Source organism: Geodermatophilus sp. SYSU D01176, from assembly GCF_054050015.1.
In genome coordinates this window covers 1-13,539 of sequence record NZ_JBJGYN010000084.1, presented here as the reverse complement: position 1 = coordinate 13,539, position 13,539 = coordinate 1, and the positions used below count along the sequence as shown (strand labels likewise).

Below are 13,539 nucleotides of genomic sequence, written 5' to 3'. Positions count from 1 at the left end.
CCCCCCCAGCCCCCCCCCCCCCCCCCCCCCCGCCCCCCCCCCCCCCCCCGCCCCCGGGCCCCCCCCCGCGCCCCCCCCCCCCCCCCCCCCCCCCCCCCCCCCCCCCCCACGACGGTGAGCCAGGACGCGTTGGGCCGTGCTCAGCGCAGTCCGTCCGTGCGCCGGTCACCGCAGCACGGCGCGGGCGCGGTCGCTGACCAGGTCGACGAGCAGGGTCAGGACGACGACCGCGGCGAGCACCGTCGTCGCCGCGGCCCAGTCGAAGGTCGCCAGCTCCGCGGCCAGCAGCGCACCGAGGCCGCCGGCGCCCAGCAGCCCGACCAGCAGCGTGTCGCGGATGGCGACCTCCCAGCGGTAGAGCGCGTACGCCAGCACCGGCCCGGCCGCCTGCGGCAGCACCCCGTACAGCCACGCACCCGCCGGCCGGGCGCCCAGCGCGGCCAGCGCCGCCCGCGGCCGCGGGTCGAGCTCCTCGGTCGCCTCCGCCGCCAGCCGGCCCAGCACCCCCAGCGTGTAGACCCCGAGCGCCAGCGCGCCGGGGAGCACCCCGGGCAGCAGCACGAAGAGCAGCACCAGCGCCCACACCGGCGGCGGTACCGCGCGCAGCAGGAGCAGCCCGCCGCGCACCAGCGCCCCCACGACCCGCCGTCCCGGCCCCGCCCGCCCGGCCGGCCGTGCCGCCGGACCGGCCAGCAGCACCGCGCCCCCCAGCGCGACGGCGACCGCGACCACCGACATCTGCACGGTGTCCACCGCCGGCCCGGTGACCGTGCGCAGCAGTCCGGCATCGGTCGCCGGCGGCCAGGCCGCACCCAGCACGGTGCCCAGCTGGGCGACCGTGCGGTCCGACACCAGCGACGCCGGCGACAGCGCCAGGTACCAGCACGACCAGCCGACCAGCACCACGGTGCCGGCGACGGCCGCGGTCAGCACGGGGTCCCGGCCGGGCGTCGCCGGCGGCGCGGCCAGCCGCCGGCGCACCGCCCGCCCGGCCACGTCGGCGGCCAGGCAGAGCAGCGCGAGCGCGTAGACCGCGCTCCAGACCTGCTCCCAGCGCAGCGACGCGAACGACAGCGCCAGCTGGTAGCCCAGCCCGCCGGCGCCCACCATCCCCAGGACGACGGCCGAGCGGACCGCGCACTCCAGCCGGTAGAACGCGTAGGACAGCAGCCCGCCCGCGACCGGCGGCAGCAGCCCGTACAGGGCGGCGGCCGCCCGTCCCGAGCCCGCGGCGAGCAGCGCCCGGTACGCCCCGCGCGGGACCTCGTCGACCAGGTCGGCGACGACCTTGGCGGTCACCGCCCCGTAGGGGATGCCGATGGCCAGCACGCCGACCCACGGGTCCAGGCCCAGCACGTTGACCAGCAGCAGCCCCCACACCGCCTCGTGCAGCCCCCGGGGGACGGCGAGCAGCCCCCGCGCGGCCAGCCAGCCGGCCCGGCGCCGTCCCCAGGTGGTGCGTGAGACGAGCACCGCGCCGACCGCGCCGAGCGCCAGCGCCAGGCCGGTCCCCGCCGCGGCGTGGGCGACGGTGACCAGCGCCGACCGCGCCAGGACGCCGAGGAACGGCGCGTCGACGGCCGGGGAGAGCGCCGCGGACGCGAACCGGCCGACCTGCGCCGTCCCGCCGGGGTTGACCACCTCGCCGGAGAACAGCCCCGCGCCGGCCAGCGACCAGACCAGCACCGCTCCCGCGCCCAGGCCCCAGGCCCAGCGGCGCCGGTCCCGCCGCAGCACCGGCGGCGCGACCGCGCGGTCCAGGACCGCCGTCACGTCGCCGCTCCGTAGAACTCCGCCAGGTCGGCGGCCGACAGCGCGGCCACCGGGGCGTCCAGCACCACCCGGCCGCCGGCCAGCCCCACCACCCGGTCGCAGTGCCGGCGCACCAGGCCCGGGTCGTGCAACGCCGCGACCAGTGCGCCGCCGCGGGCCCGTGCCGGCTCGCCCAGCAGCGTCAGCGCCCGGTCGGCGAGCACCGGGTCGAGGGCGGACGCCGGCTCGTCGGCGAGCACCAGGTCGGGCTGCTGCACCAGCAGGCGGGCGATCGCCACCCGCTGCCGCTGCCCACCGGAGAGCCGCTCGGTGCGCTCGAAGGCGCGGTCGGCCAGGCCCACCTGCTCCAGCGCGGCCAGCACCTCCGGCAGGCCCTGCGGGCGCACCAGCGACCAGGCCGCCCGCGCCACCGACCAGTGCGCCAGCCGGCCGGCGTTGACGTCGTGCACCACGCGCAGCCGGCCGACCAGCTCCAGCGACTGGTGCACGGTGCCCACCCGGCCCCGCAGCCGGCGCCGCCCCCGCACCGGGTCGCAGCCGAGGACCCGCACGGTGCCGGCGGTGGGCGGCACCGAGCCGTTGGCCAGCGCGAGCAGCGTGGACTTGCCCGCCCCGGAGGCGCCGACGAGGGCGACCCGCTCGTCGGACCCGACCTCCAGGTCGGCCCCGGTCAGCGCGGTCGTCCCGCCGTACCGCACCGTGACGTCGTCCAGCCGCAGGACGGCGCTCAGCTGACCAGCCCCAGGTCGCGGCCGATCTGCTCGATCCGGTCGTAGTCCGATGCCCGCGCCGGCACGAACCCGCCCGCGCCGAACAGCTCCAGCACCGGGTCGCCGGGCGGCAGGCCGGTGAGGAAGTCGAGCAGCCGGTCGCGGAGGTCGGGGACGGCGGTCCGCGCGGCGGCCTGCGGTCCGAGCAGCCAGTGGTAGTCGGGGTACGGGGGGGTCTCGGCGTACCGCGTGACCGCCGGGTCGACCGCGCCCTCCTCGGTGCGCGACCGCCAGACCTGCGCGTTCAGCACCCCGGCCTGGTAGCTGCCGGAGGCGACCAGCGCCAGCGTGGCGTCGTGCGAGCCAGAGAAGCCGGGGCCGCCGGGGAAGCCCTGCGGGTCGACGCCGGCCTCCCGCAGGAAGTACGCGGGCATCAGCCGGCCCGACGTCGAGGTGTCGCTGCCGTAGGTGAAGCGCAGCGGGGCCAGGGCGGTGAGGTCGTCGGACGGCGCGAGCCCGGTGTCGGCGTGGACGACGAACACCGAGGTGAACGCCCGGTCGATGTCGCGCTGGGCGACCGCCTCGGCGCCGGGGGTCTGCAGCCGCGCCTGGACGCCGGTGAGCCCGCCGAACCAGACCAGGTCGAGGTCGCCGGTGCGGAACAGGGAGACGGCGGCGGCGTAGTCGGTGACCGGCGTGTACTCGACCTCGAGGTCCAGCGCGGTGGACATCGCGTCGGCGACGGTGCCGTACAGGCGCTGCAGGACCTCGGGGTCCTGGTCGGGGATGGCGCCGACGCGCAGCGGGCCGGGGGAGGTGGAGGCGGTGGAGCGGCCGCAGCCGGGGAGTCCGGCGACGAGGGCGGCACCGGCGGCGAGGAGGGAGCGGCGGGAGAGCGGGGGGAGGAGGGACTGGGCATCGGGGCCACCCGACCGGGCGACGCTGCGGGTGCCCACTACGTCCTGGCGCGGGGCTGGGGAACGGGCACGGGACACCTCCGGGGTCGGGGACGGGTCCCCATCCTGTACCGGCCGCGGTGCCGCCGCGGGTCAGGCCTGCAGGGTCACGTTCTGGGCACGGTGCCACCGCCCACGGCGGACCCCCGCCCGCCGGTGCCTACTGTGTCGGCTGCCACCCGTCGGCCGGACACCGGCCGGCCACACGACGTCCGTGCGACAGCGCGCCGGGCCCGGCCGCCCACGGGCCGCGGCGCGGCCGTCGTGCACGACCAGGGGAGAACCATGCGCGTTCCACTCAGCACCGCCGCCGCAGCAGCCGCGGCGGTCCTCCTCCTCGCCTCCTGCGGCTCCGGCGACGGAGGCGACGGCGGCACGGCCGCCTCCGGTGAGCTCACCGGAGAGGGCAGCGGGGACTCCTGCACCATCGGGGCCGAGGTGCCCATCGGCGCGGTGCTGAGCCTCACCGGCGCCGCGGCCAGCTACGGGGAGTCGCAGCAGCGGGGGCTGGAGCTGGCCGCCGCGCAGCTGGCCGAGAAGGGCGGTGTCACCTACGACCTGCGGATCGAGGACGACCAGACCGACCCGCGCCAGGGCATCACCCTGTTCGACCAGTTCGTGTCCGACGGCGTGAGCCTGATCATCGGCCCGACCCTGTCCAACGCCGCGGTGCAGGCCGACCCGATCGCCCAGGAGGCGGGCGTCCCGGTGCTCGGCATCTCCAACACCGCCGCCGGCGTCACCGAGATCGGCGACTACATCTTCCGGAACTCGCTCACCGAGGCGGCGGTGATCCCGCAGACCATCGCCACGGCCACCGAGGAGTTCGGGCTGCAGGACGTGGTCGTGATGTACAGCAACGACGACGCGTTCACCGAGTCCGGCTACGAGGCCTTCGCCGCCGCGCTGGAGGAGCAGGGCGTGACGGTGAGCGAGACGATCACCTTCTCCAAGGCCGACACCGACTTCCGCGCCCTGCTGACCCAGGCCCAGCAGAGCGACCCCGACGCGCTCGTCGTCTCCGCGCTGATCGAGGCCGCGATCCCGCTGGTGACCCAGGCCCGTGAGCTGGGCATCGACGTGCCGATCATCGGCGGCAACGGGTTCAACAACCCGCGCCTGATGGCCGACGCCGGCCAGGCGGCCGAGGGCGTCGTCGTGGGCGCCGCCTGGAACTCGGCCTCCGACAACCCGGAGAACACCGCCTTCCTGGCCGACTTCGAGGCCGAGTACGGCGCCCAGCCCGACCAGTTCGCCGCCCAGGCCTACGCCGGCCTGATGCTCGTCGACCAGGCCGTCCGCGCCAACTGCGCCGCCGACCGCGAGAGCATCAAGCAGGCGCTCGGGGAGCTGGAGAACGTCCCGACCGTGCTCGGGGAGTTCTCCATCGACGAGAACCGGGACGCCGTCCACCCGGCCGTCGTGCAGGTCGTCCGGGACGGGCAGTTCGCCGTCCTGGAGTGAGCGGGAGGCCCCTCCGGCCGGGTGGACCGGCCGGAGGGGGCCCTCGGTACCTTCCGCGCGGGTCCCGGCGGGCCGGGGTCTGCAGACACGATCAGACAGGGACGGCTGTGCAGCAGCTCCTCAACGGCATCTTCATCGGTTCGATCTACGCGCTGTTCGCCATCGGCTTCACCCTGGTCTTCGGCATCCTGGACCGGCTGAACCTGGCGCACCCCGCGGTCTTCGCCGCCTCGGCCTTCGTGGGCATCGAGCTGGTCGAGCGGGGTGGGCTGTCGCTGTGGGCGGCGCTGCCCGTCGTCTTCGTGTTCGGCGCGGTGCTCGGGCTGGTGATCGAGCGGCTGGCGTTCCGCCCCCTCAAGGGCCGGGCCGACGCCCACTTCGCCGGGCTGATCTCCTCGATCGCCCTGGCCGGGATGCTCATCGCGCTCCTGCAGTGGCGCTACGGCCCGGACACCCGCCGGTTCCCGGCCGGGTCGTTCCCCGAGACCCGGTTCGACGTGGCCGGCGCCCAGGTGACCCTGGCCCAGGTGGTCATCCTGGCGGTCTCCCTGGCGCTCATGGTTGGGCTGACCTACATGGTCACCAGGACCCGCCTGGGCCGCGGCATGCGCGCCGTCGCGGAGAACCCGACCGCGGCCCGCGTGCTCGGGGTGAACGTGGACCGGATCACCGCCGTCACGTTCGCCATCTCCTCGGCGCTGGGGGCGGTCGCCGGCGTGCTGTTCGCCATCAACGTGAACACCGCCCAGCTCGGCATGGGCGCGGCCATCGAGCTCAAGGGGCTGGCCGTCATCATCGTCGGCGGCATGGGCTCGCTGCCCGGTGCGCTCATCGGCGGCCTCGTGCTGGGGCTGGCCGAGGTGTTCGCCGTCCAGTACATCGGGTCGTCCTGGCGCGACGTCATCGCGTTCGGGCTGCTGTTCCTGATCCTGCTGGTGCGCCCGCAGGGTCTGCTCGGCGCCCGGAGGGTCCGGGAGGTCTGATGCTCGCCCAGTACGCCACCACGCTGACCTTCATCGCCCTCGGGGCGGTCTTCGCCTACTCCTTCTACGCCGTCCTGATCGCCGGGCAGCTGAGCCTCGGCCAGGCCGGGTTCGCCGCCGTGGCCGCCTTCTCGTCCGCCACCCTCGCCCCCAGCGGGGACGACGTCGGCGACGTGCCCGCCCTGCTGACCGCCGTCGTCATCGGCATGGCGGTCGGCGCCCTCACCGCCGTCGTGCTGGGCCTGCCGACGATGCACCTGCGGGGCGTCTTCCTCGCCATCGCCACGCTCGGGTTCGCCGAGGCGGTGCGCGTCGTGCTGCTCAACCTCGAGTGGACCGGTGGCGCGCAGGGGCTCGCGGTGCCGCGCCTGCTCACCGTCGGGATGGCCTGGACGGCGCTGGCCGCCGTCGCGTACTGGTTCTGGCGGATGGGCCGATCCCGGTACGGCCGGGCGCTCGAGGCGATCCGCGAGGACGAGCTCGCCGCCCGGTCCATGGGCATCGACGTGGGCCGCCACCGGCTGGCCGCCTTCGTCACCTCCGGTGCCGTGGCCGGCCTGTACGGCGTGCTGTTCGCCCACTACGTGCGCCTCATCGCACCCGGCGACTTCGACTTCACCGCGGCCGTGGACGGCCTGGTCACCGCCGTGGTCGGCGGCTCCACCATGTTCGTGGGACCGGTCCTGGGCAGCGGGTTCCAGACGATGATCCCCGAGATCCAGCGGGCGGTCGGTGTGGAGGCGGGCTGGATCCGGCCGTTCCTCGCCGGCCTGCTGCTGCTCGTGGTGATCCTCTTCCTGCCCGGCGGGCTGACCAGCCTGATCCCGCGGCGCACCCGCGTCCCGTCGTCGGGGACCGACCCCGCGCCGCGCCTGGCCGCCCGCCCGCACCCCGCCGCCGGCGAGACGGTGGTCAGCCTGACGGGCCTGGCCAAGGAGTACGGCGGGGTGCACGCCGTCCGCGGCATCGACCTGGAGATCCGCAGCGGCGAGGTCGTCGGCCTGATCGGACCGAACGGCGCGGGCAAGACCACCCTGGTGAACATGATCAGCGGCCTGGTGCCGCCCAGCTCGGGCAGCGCCACGGTCCTGGGGACGACGATCGGGCGGACTCCCGTGCACCGGGTGGCGGCGGCCGGGGTGAGCCGCACCTTCCAGCACTCCAAGCTGTTCAACCGGCTCTCGGCGCTGGAGAACGTGCTCGTGGGGGCGCACCTGGTCAGCCGCCCGACCTTCCTGCGCCGGCTGCTGTGGCTGCCCTCGGCCCGGCGCGACGAGCGGGCGGCCCTGGAGCACGCGGCCCGCTGCCTGGCGCGGGTGGGGCTGAGCGACCTGGCCGGCAACCGGGCGTCGTCGCTGTCCTACGGCGACCAGCGCCGGCTGGAGATCGCCCGAGCGCTCGCCTCCGAGCCGTCCCTGCTGATCCTCGACGAGCCGGCCGCCGGCATGAACCACGTCGAGGCGGCGCGGCTGTCCGAGCTCATCCGGTCGCTGGCCCGGGACGGGCTGACGATCCTGTTCATCGAGCACAACGTCGGCATGGTCCTGGAGACCTGCACGCGGGTCGTCGTCCTCGACTTCGGCGAGGTCATCGCCAGCGGCTCGCCGGCGGAGATCGCGGCCGATCCCGCCGTGATCGAGGCCTACCTCGGGACGGCCGACGACGACGGGACGGCCGACGACGAGGCGGAGCAGGCCGGGTCGGTCGCGGACGGGACCGGGGCCGACCCGACCGGGGCCGGCGGCGTCGTCGCCGCGCCCGGTGCCGTCACCAACGTGGACCCGAGCGCGGCCGGCACGCTCGACCTCCCGGACACCACCCCGAGGAACGCGACGTGAGCAACCCCATCCTGAACGTGCAGGACCTGCGGGTCGGCTACGGGCGGGTCGAGGCCGTCCGCGGGGTCTCGTTCGCCGTCGACCAGGGCTCGCTGGTGACCCTGGTGGGGGCCAACGGGGCCGGGAAGTCCTCGGTCATCAACGCCGTCTCGGGCATCCTGCGGCCGGCCGGCGGGCGGATCACCTTCGAGGGACGCGACGTCACCCGGACGCCGGCCCACAAGCTGGTGGCCCGCGGGCTGGTGCAGGTGCCGGAGGGGCGGCAGATCCTGGCCACGCTCACCATCGAGGAGAACCTCCTGATGGGGGCGTGGCACACCGGCGGGACCGCCCAGAGGTCCATCGACGCCGTGTACGACCGCTTCCCGGTGCTGGCCGAGCGCCGGGCGCTGCCCGCCGGCGCGCTCTCCGGCGGTGAGCAGCAGATGCTCGCCATCGCCCGTGCCCTGGTGGCCGCGCCGACGGTCATGCTCATGGACGAGCCCTCCATGGGGCTCGCCCCCAAGATCGTCGACGAGGTCTTCCGGGTGATCGAGGAGATCCGGGCGTCGGGCACCACCGTGGTGCTCGTCGAGCAGAACGCCCGCCGGGCGCTGCGCGCCGCCGACCACGGCTACGTGCTTCAGAGCGGTGAGGTCGTCCACTCCGGCCCGGCGGCGGAGCTGCTGGCCGACGAGCGCATCGTGCAGGCCTACCTGGGAGTCGAGACCACGCCCGGCCAGCCGTGACGCCCCGGCCCCGTCCCGGGGCGGCCCTGTCCAGCGGCTCGCCGTGGGGCCGGCGACGTGCTGGAGCGGCCACCCTTCAGGGGCCCCGCCGGCCCCGTCCCGGGGCCCGACCTGAGCCTGCGAAGGGTGGGCAGGACGGGGTCCTCCTACGAGGCGCGGGGGGAAGGGTGGCCCTTCTAGGGTCGGGGCCGTGAGCGACTGCCTCTTCTGCCGCATGGTCGCCGGCGAGATCCCCGCCGACGTCGTGCACGAGACCGATCGGACGCTGGCCTTCCGGGACATCAACCCGCAGGCCCCGACCCACGTGCTGGTGGTGCCCAAGGAGCACCACGCGACGGCGGCCGCGCTGGCGCAGGCCGACCCCGACCTGCTCGGCGCCGTCGTCCGCGCGGCGGGCGCGGTCGCCGTCCAGGAGGGCCTGGTCACCGACGACGGCGTCGAGCCGGGCTACCGGGTGGTCACCAACACCGGCCCCGCGGCCGGGCAGACCGTGCACCACGTGCACCTGCACGTCCTGGGCGGCCGCGACTTCCGGTGGCCGCCGGGCTGACCGACGCGGACGGTCAGCGCGGGTCGCGGCGGGCGACGGCCCCGCTGAGCAGGTCGGTCACGGCCCCGGGTACCCGCGAGCCGCGTCTGCCAGGCTGCCGGGCATGACCGATTCCGCGCCCGTGCGCATCGAGCGGGACGGCGACGTCGCCGTCGTCGTCCTGGACCACCCGCCGCTGAACCTCTTCGACGCCCCGGTGTTCGACGCGATCGAGGCGGTCGCCGACGAGCTGGTGCGGCTCACCGACCCGGCCGACCCCGCGCGGGCCCGGGCGGTGCTGGTCGAGGCGCGCGGCAAGGTGGTCTCCGGCGGCGTCGACGTGACCGTGTTCCGCGACATCGCCGAGGGGCCCGAGCCCGCCCAGCGGGGCGCCGAGCTGTGGCGGCGGCTGCTGCGGGTCGCCCAGACGTTCGAGGACCTCCCGGTGCCGACCGTCTTCGCCGCGCACGGGCTCACCCTGACCGCCGCCTTCGAGCTGGCGCTGGCCTGCGACGTCCTGCTGGCCGCGGAGCGGGCGTCGTTCGGGCTGGTCGAGATCGTCGTCGGGCTGACCCCGTCGATGGGCGGGCCGCAGCGGCTGGCCGAGCGGGCCGGGTCCGCGCGGGCCAAGGAGTTCGTCTTCACCGGCGAGCGCTATCCGGCCGCCGTCCTGGAGCGGTGGAACGTCGTCAACCGGGTGCTGCCCGACGACGGGTTCGCCGAGGCCGCCCGCGGCTACGCCCGCCAGGTGGCCGCCGGTCCGACCGTCGCGCACGCGGCGACCAAGAGGCTGGTCACCACCGCCGTCCGGCAGGGGGCGCGGGCCGCCGACGAGCTGGTGCCCGGTCTCTCCGGCCCGCTCTTCGCCACCGACGACCTGCGCGGCGCGGTGCGCTCCTTCCTCACCGAGGGGCCCGGGAAGGCCACCTACTCGGGCCGGTGACCAGCAGGTCCGGGCGGCGGTTGCCGGGGTCGTCCGCGGGTAGACTCGACCGGTCAGATCCCCTTCCAGGAAGGCAGGGTCGAGGGTTCTTGCCCGACTCCTCCCCGAACGTCCCCGTGCCCGGAGCGCCCACCTCCCGTGAGGCCTCGGCCCAGGCTGCAGCCGCCGACGGCCACCCCGGACAGCCCGGCCTGGGGGACGCCGCCCCGGCCGCCGTCCGGACCACCATCACCGTCCCCGACTCCGTCCCGATGGTCTCGCTGCTGGGCTCCGGCGACGAGTTGCTGCGCCTGGTGGAGAACGAGGTCGACACCGACGTCCACGTGCGCGGCAACGAGATCGCCGTGACCGGTCAGCCGGCCGACAACGCCTTCGCCGTCGCGGTGTTCGACGAGCTGATCGCGCTGATCGGCACCGGCCAGGTGCTGCGCCCGGACTCGGTGCGCCGGGTCATCGGGATGCTACGCGCCGGCGGGTCCGAGCGGCCGGCCGACGTCCTCAGCCTCGACATCATCAGCCGCCGCGGGCGCACGATCCGGCCCAAGACGCTGAACCAGAAGCGCTACGTCGACGCCATCGACACCCACACCATCGTCTTCGGCATCGGCCCCGCCGGCACCGGCAAGACCTACCTGGCGATGGCCAAGGCCGTGCAGGCGCTGCAGACCAAGCAGGTCAACCGGATCATCCTCACCCGCCCGGCCGTCGAGGCCGGTGAGCGGCTGGGGTACCTGCCCGGCACGCTGAGCGAGAAGATCGACCCGTACCTGCGGCCGCTGTACGACGCGCTGCACGACATGGTCGACCCGGAGTCCATTCCGCGATTGATGCAATCCGGGACAATTGAGGTTGCGCCATTAGCATATATGCGCGGAAGAACGCTCAATGACGCGTTCGTCATCCTCGACGAAGCGCAGAACACCACCGCCGAGCAGATGAAGATGTTCCTCACCCGGCTCGGCTTCGGGTCCAAGATCGTGGTCACCGGCGACGTCACCCAGGTGGACCTGCCCGGCGGCGCGCAGAGCGGGCTGCGGATCGTGCGCGAGATCCTCGACGGCATCGAGGACGTCCACTTCGCCAACCTGACCAGCGCCGACGTCGTCCGCCACCGGCTGGTCGGCGACATCGTCGACGCCTACGAGCGCTGGGACTCCGCCAACAACCAGCGCCCGGCGGCGACCCAGCAGCAGCCGGCGCGCCCGGCGCGACCGCGCCGCCAGGGGAGCTGACCGCCGTGCCCGTCGAGGTAGCCAACGAGTCCGAGATCGCCGTCGACGAGTCCTCCCTCGCCGCCATCTGCACCTACGTGCTCGCGGAGATGGGCGTCAACCCGATGGCCGAGCTGTCGGTGCTGTGCGTCGACCCGGACTACATGAGCACGCTGCACGAGCGGTGGATGGGGGAGAAGGGGCCGACCGACGTCCTCGCCTTCCCGATGGACGAGCTGGACACCGGTCGTCCCGACGAGCCCGACCCGGGCCCGGCCCTGCTCGGGGACGTCGTCCTGTGCCCCTCGGTCGCGATCAAGCAGGCCCGCGCGGCCGGCCACACGATGGACGACGAGCTGATCCTGCTCGCCACGCACGGCGTGCTGCACCTCCTCGGCTACGACCACATGGAGCCGGAGGAGGAGAAGGAGATGTTCGGCCTGCAGACCACGCTGCTCGACGGCTGGCGCGCCGCCCCGCGGGCCCCGATGACCGGTGAGGTCGTCGACGGGGGGCCGGTCCCCCGATGACCGCCGGCGAGATCACCCTGCTGGTGATCGCCGTCTGCCTGATCCCGCTCGCCGGCCTGTTCGGCGCCATGGACGCCGCGCTGCAGCGGGTGTCCAAGGCGCGGGTCGACGAGATGCGGCGGGACGGCGTCAAGCGGGCCGGCGTGCTCTCCGCCGTCGTCGCCGAGCGGGCCCGGCACGTGGCGCTGCTGCTCCTGCTGCGGATCGCCTGCGAGATGGTCGCCGCCGTCCTGCTCACCGTCGTCCTCCACCGGCTGTGGGGCGGGGGATGGCAGCCGGTGCTCACCGCGGCCGGGGCCATGACGGTCGTGAGCTACGTGCTGGTCGGCGTCGGCCCGCGCACCCTGGGACGCCAGCACGCCTACGGGACCGCGCTGGCCGGGGCCAGCGTCGTCCGGCTGCTGGGTCGCGTGCTCGGCCCGGTCGCGACGCTGCTCATCCTGGTCGGCAACGCGATCACCCCCGGGCGGGGCTTCCGGGACGGCCCGTTCTCCTCCGAGGTCGAGCTGCGCGAGCTGGTCGACATGGCCGAGGAGCGCGGCGTCGTCGAGTCCGGCGAGCGCAACATGATCCACTCGGTGTTCGAGCTGGGCGACACCATCGCCCGCGAGGTCATGGTGCCGCGCACCGACGTCGTCTGGATCGAGCGGAACAAGTCCCTCCGGCAGGCCCTGGCGCTGGCCCTGCGCAGCGGCTTCAGCCGCATCCCCGTCATCGGCGAGAACGTGGACGACGTCGTCGGGGTCATCTACCTCAAGGACCTCGTCCGCCGGACCCAGGGCGGGCAGGACGCCAGGAACGACGTGCGGGTCGAGGAGCTGATGCGCCCGCCGTCGTTCGTGCCCGAGTCCAAGCCGGTGGACGAGCTGCTGCGGGACATGCAGGCCCAGCGCATCCACATCGCCATCGTCGTCGACGAGTACGGCGGCTTCGCCGGACTGGTGACGATCGAGGACATCCTCGAGGAGATCGTCGGCGAGATCGCCGACGAGCACGACCGCTTCCAGCGCCCGCCGGTCGAGGAGCTGTCCGACGGCTCCGTGCGGATCACCGCCCGGCTGCCGGTCGAGGACCTCGCGACCCTGTTCGACGTCGAGCTCCCCCGTGACGACGACGTCGAGACCGTCGGCGGGCTGCTCGCCCGCGAGCTGGGCATGGTGCCGATCGAGGGCTCGCAGGCCGAGGTCGCCGGGCTGCGGCTGGTCGCCGAGAGCACCGGCGGACGGCGCAATCGGATCGACACCATCCTGGTCTGCCGGGTGCCCGAGGAGACCGAGCCCGTCGAGGGCGAGGAGCCGCAGGCACACGGGGCCACGGCCTCGGGGGCCACCGCCTCCGGCGCCACCCGCGTCGAGGAGCCCGCCGGCGCCGTGGAAGGGTGACGGCCCGTGAGTGACCTGGACCCCGAGGACGCCAAGCTCGTCACCCTGGCCCGCTCCGCGCGCGGCCGCACCGGCGCCCCGGAGGGTGCGGCGGTCCGCGACACCGACGGCCGCACCTACCTCGCCGCCACCGTCGCGCTGCCGTCGTTGCAGCTCTCCGCGCTGCAGGCCGCGGTCGCCGCCGCCGTCTCCAGCGGGGTCGAGGGCCTGGAGGCGGCCGCCGTCGTCTCGGCCGCCGACTCCGTGGAGGAGGCCGGGCTGGCCGCGGTGCACGACCTCACGCCGTCCGCCCCGGTCCACCTCGCCGGCCCGGACGGCGCGGTGCGCACCACCGCCTGACCGTCCGCGGGCGCGGCGCCCGCGTGCTGGTCGCGCGGGACGGTCGTCGCCTCCGCGGGGGGGGGGGGGGGGGGGGGGGGGGGGGGGGGGGGGGGGGGGGGGGGGGGGGGGGGGGGGGGGGGGGGGGGGGGGGGGGGGGGGGGGGGGGGGGGG

13 protein-coding genes are annotated in these 13,539 nt (G+C 75.3%); 10 read left to right on the top strand and 3 right to left on the bottom strand.

From position 1 onward, the window contains the following. Positions 1-165: 165 nt before the first annotated feature. Genes ACI78Z_RS24135 through ACI78Z_RS24125 form a run of 3 tightly spaced genes read right to left on the bottom strand, consistent with a single transcriptional unit; the run spans position 166 to position 3,439 of the window. A complete protein-coding gene (locus ACI78Z_RS24135) occupies positions 166-1,773 on the bottom strand; it encodes a PhnE/PtxC family ABC transporter permease (protein ID WP_457039078.1) in 1,608 nt (535 codons plus the stop codon). After that, positions 1,770-2,471, bottom strand: coding sequence for a phosphonate ABC transporter ATP-binding protein (locus ACI78Z_RS24130; RefSeq protein ID WP_457039077.1), 702 nt, complete (start codon positions 2,469-2,471; stop codon positions 1,770-1,772). The genes ACI78Z_RS24135 and ACI78Z_RS24130 overlap by 4 nt, the downstream gene beginning before the upstream one ends. A 29-nt stretch (positions 2,472-2,500) precedes the next feature. Continuing rightward, a complete protein-coding gene (locus tag ACI78Z_RS24125; RefSeq protein WP_457039076.1) occupies positions 2,501-3,439 on the bottom strand; it encodes a putative selenate ABC transporter substrate-binding protein in 939 nt (312 codons plus the stop codon). Positions 3,440-3,724: 285 nt separating this feature from the next. Here ACI78Z_RS24125 and ACI78Z_RS24120 point away from each other — a divergent pair, with 285 nt between their 5' ends. The 10 genes from ACI78Z_RS24120 (at position 3,725) to ACI78Z_RS24075 (ending at position 13,386) form a co-directional block, all read left to right on the top strand. Then, positions 3,725-4,903, top strand: a complete 1,179-nt coding sequence (locus ACI78Z_RS24120) for an ABC transporter substrate-binding protein (RefSeq protein WP_457039075.1) — start codon at positions 3,725-3,727, stop codon at positions 4,901-4,903. Between the two features lie 107 nt (positions 4,904-5,010). After that, on the top strand, positions 5,011-5,886 hold the full coding sequence (locus ACI78Z_RS24115) for a branched-chain amino acid ABC transporter permease (protein ID WP_457039074.1): 876 nt from the start codon (positions 5,011-5,013) through the stop codon (positions 5,884-5,886). Further along, positions 5,886-7,724 (top strand): branched-chain amino acid ABC transporter ATP-binding protein/permease, encoded by a 1,839-nt coding sequence (locus ACI78Z_RS24110; RefSeq protein WP_457039073.1) that lies wholly within the window; start codon positions 5,886-5,888, stop codon positions 7,722-7,724. Before ACI78Z_RS24115 ends, ACI78Z_RS24110 begins: the two co-directional genes overlap by 1 nt. Next, complete coding sequence (locus tag ACI78Z_RS24105; protein ID WP_457039072.1) at positions 7,721-8,452, top strand: ABC transporter ATP-binding protein; 732 nt, start codon at positions 7,721-7,723, stop codon at positions 8,450-8,452. The genes ACI78Z_RS24110 and ACI78Z_RS24105 overlap by 4 nt, the downstream gene beginning before the upstream one ends. A gap of 190 nt (positions 8,453-8,642) precedes the next feature. Next, positions 8,643-9,002 carry an HIT domain-containing protein gene (locus ACI78Z_RS24100; protein WP_457039071.1) on the top strand — a complete coding sequence of 120 codons (360 nt, stop codon included), beginning with the start codon at positions 8,643-8,645 and terminating at the stop codon, positions 9,000-9,002. A 103-nt stretch (positions 9,003-9,105) separates the two neighbouring features. Further along, positions 9,106-9,924: an enoyl-CoA hydratase/isomerase family protein gene (locus ACI78Z_RS24095; protein ID WP_457039070.1), complete on the top strand. Its 819-nt coding sequence runs from the start codon at positions 9,106-9,108 to the stop codon at positions 9,922-9,924. Positions 9,925-10,013: 89 nt separating this feature from the next. Continuing rightward, on the top strand, positions 10,014-11,156 hold the full coding sequence (locus ACI78Z_RS24090; RefSeq protein ID WP_457039069.1) for a PhoH family protein: 1,143 nt from the start codon (positions 10,014-10,016) through the stop codon (positions 11,154-11,156). A gap of 5 nt (positions 11,157-11,161) precedes the next feature. After that, positions 11,162-11,665, top strand: coding sequence for an rRNA maturation RNase YbeY (ybeY, locus tag ACI78Z_RS24085; RefSeq protein ID WP_457039068.1), 504 nt, complete (start codon positions 11,162-11,164; stop codon positions 11,663-11,665). Next, positions 11,662-13,047 carry a hemolysin family protein gene (locus tag ACI78Z_RS24080; RefSeq protein ID WP_457039067.1) on the top strand — a complete coding sequence of 462 codons (1,386 nt, stop codon included), beginning with the start codon at positions 11,662-11,664 and terminating at the stop codon, positions 13,045-13,047. Before ybeY ends, ACI78Z_RS24080 begins: the two co-directional genes overlap by 4 nt. 6 nt (positions 13,048-13,053) lie before the next feature. After that, complete coding sequence (locus ACI78Z_RS24075) at positions 13,054-13,386, top strand: cytidine deaminase (protein WP_457039066.1); 333 nt, start codon at positions 13,054-13,056, stop codon at positions 13,384-13,386. Positions 13,387-13,539 lie beyond the last annotated feature (153 nt).

What these genes read in the sequence shown, in the direction of transcription:
- ACI78Z_RS24120 (WP_457039075.1), top strand. Translation starts at nt 3,725, where the DNA reads ATGCGCGTTCCACTCAGCACCGCCGCCGCAGCAGCCGCGGCGGTCCTC.
- ACI78Z_RS24110 (WP_457039073.1), top strand. Translation starts at nt 5,886, where the DNA reads ATGCTCGCCCAGTACGCCACCACGCTGACCTTCATCGCCCTCGGGGCG.
- ACI78Z_RS24095 (WP_457039070.1), top strand. Translation starts at nt 9,106, where the DNA reads ATGACCGATTCCGCGCCCGTGCGCATCGAGCGGGACGGCGACGTCGCC.
- ACI78Z_RS24080 (WP_457039067.1), top strand. Translation starts at nt 11,662, where the DNA reads ATGACCGCCGGCGAGATCACCCTGCTGGTGATCGCCGTCTGCCTGATC.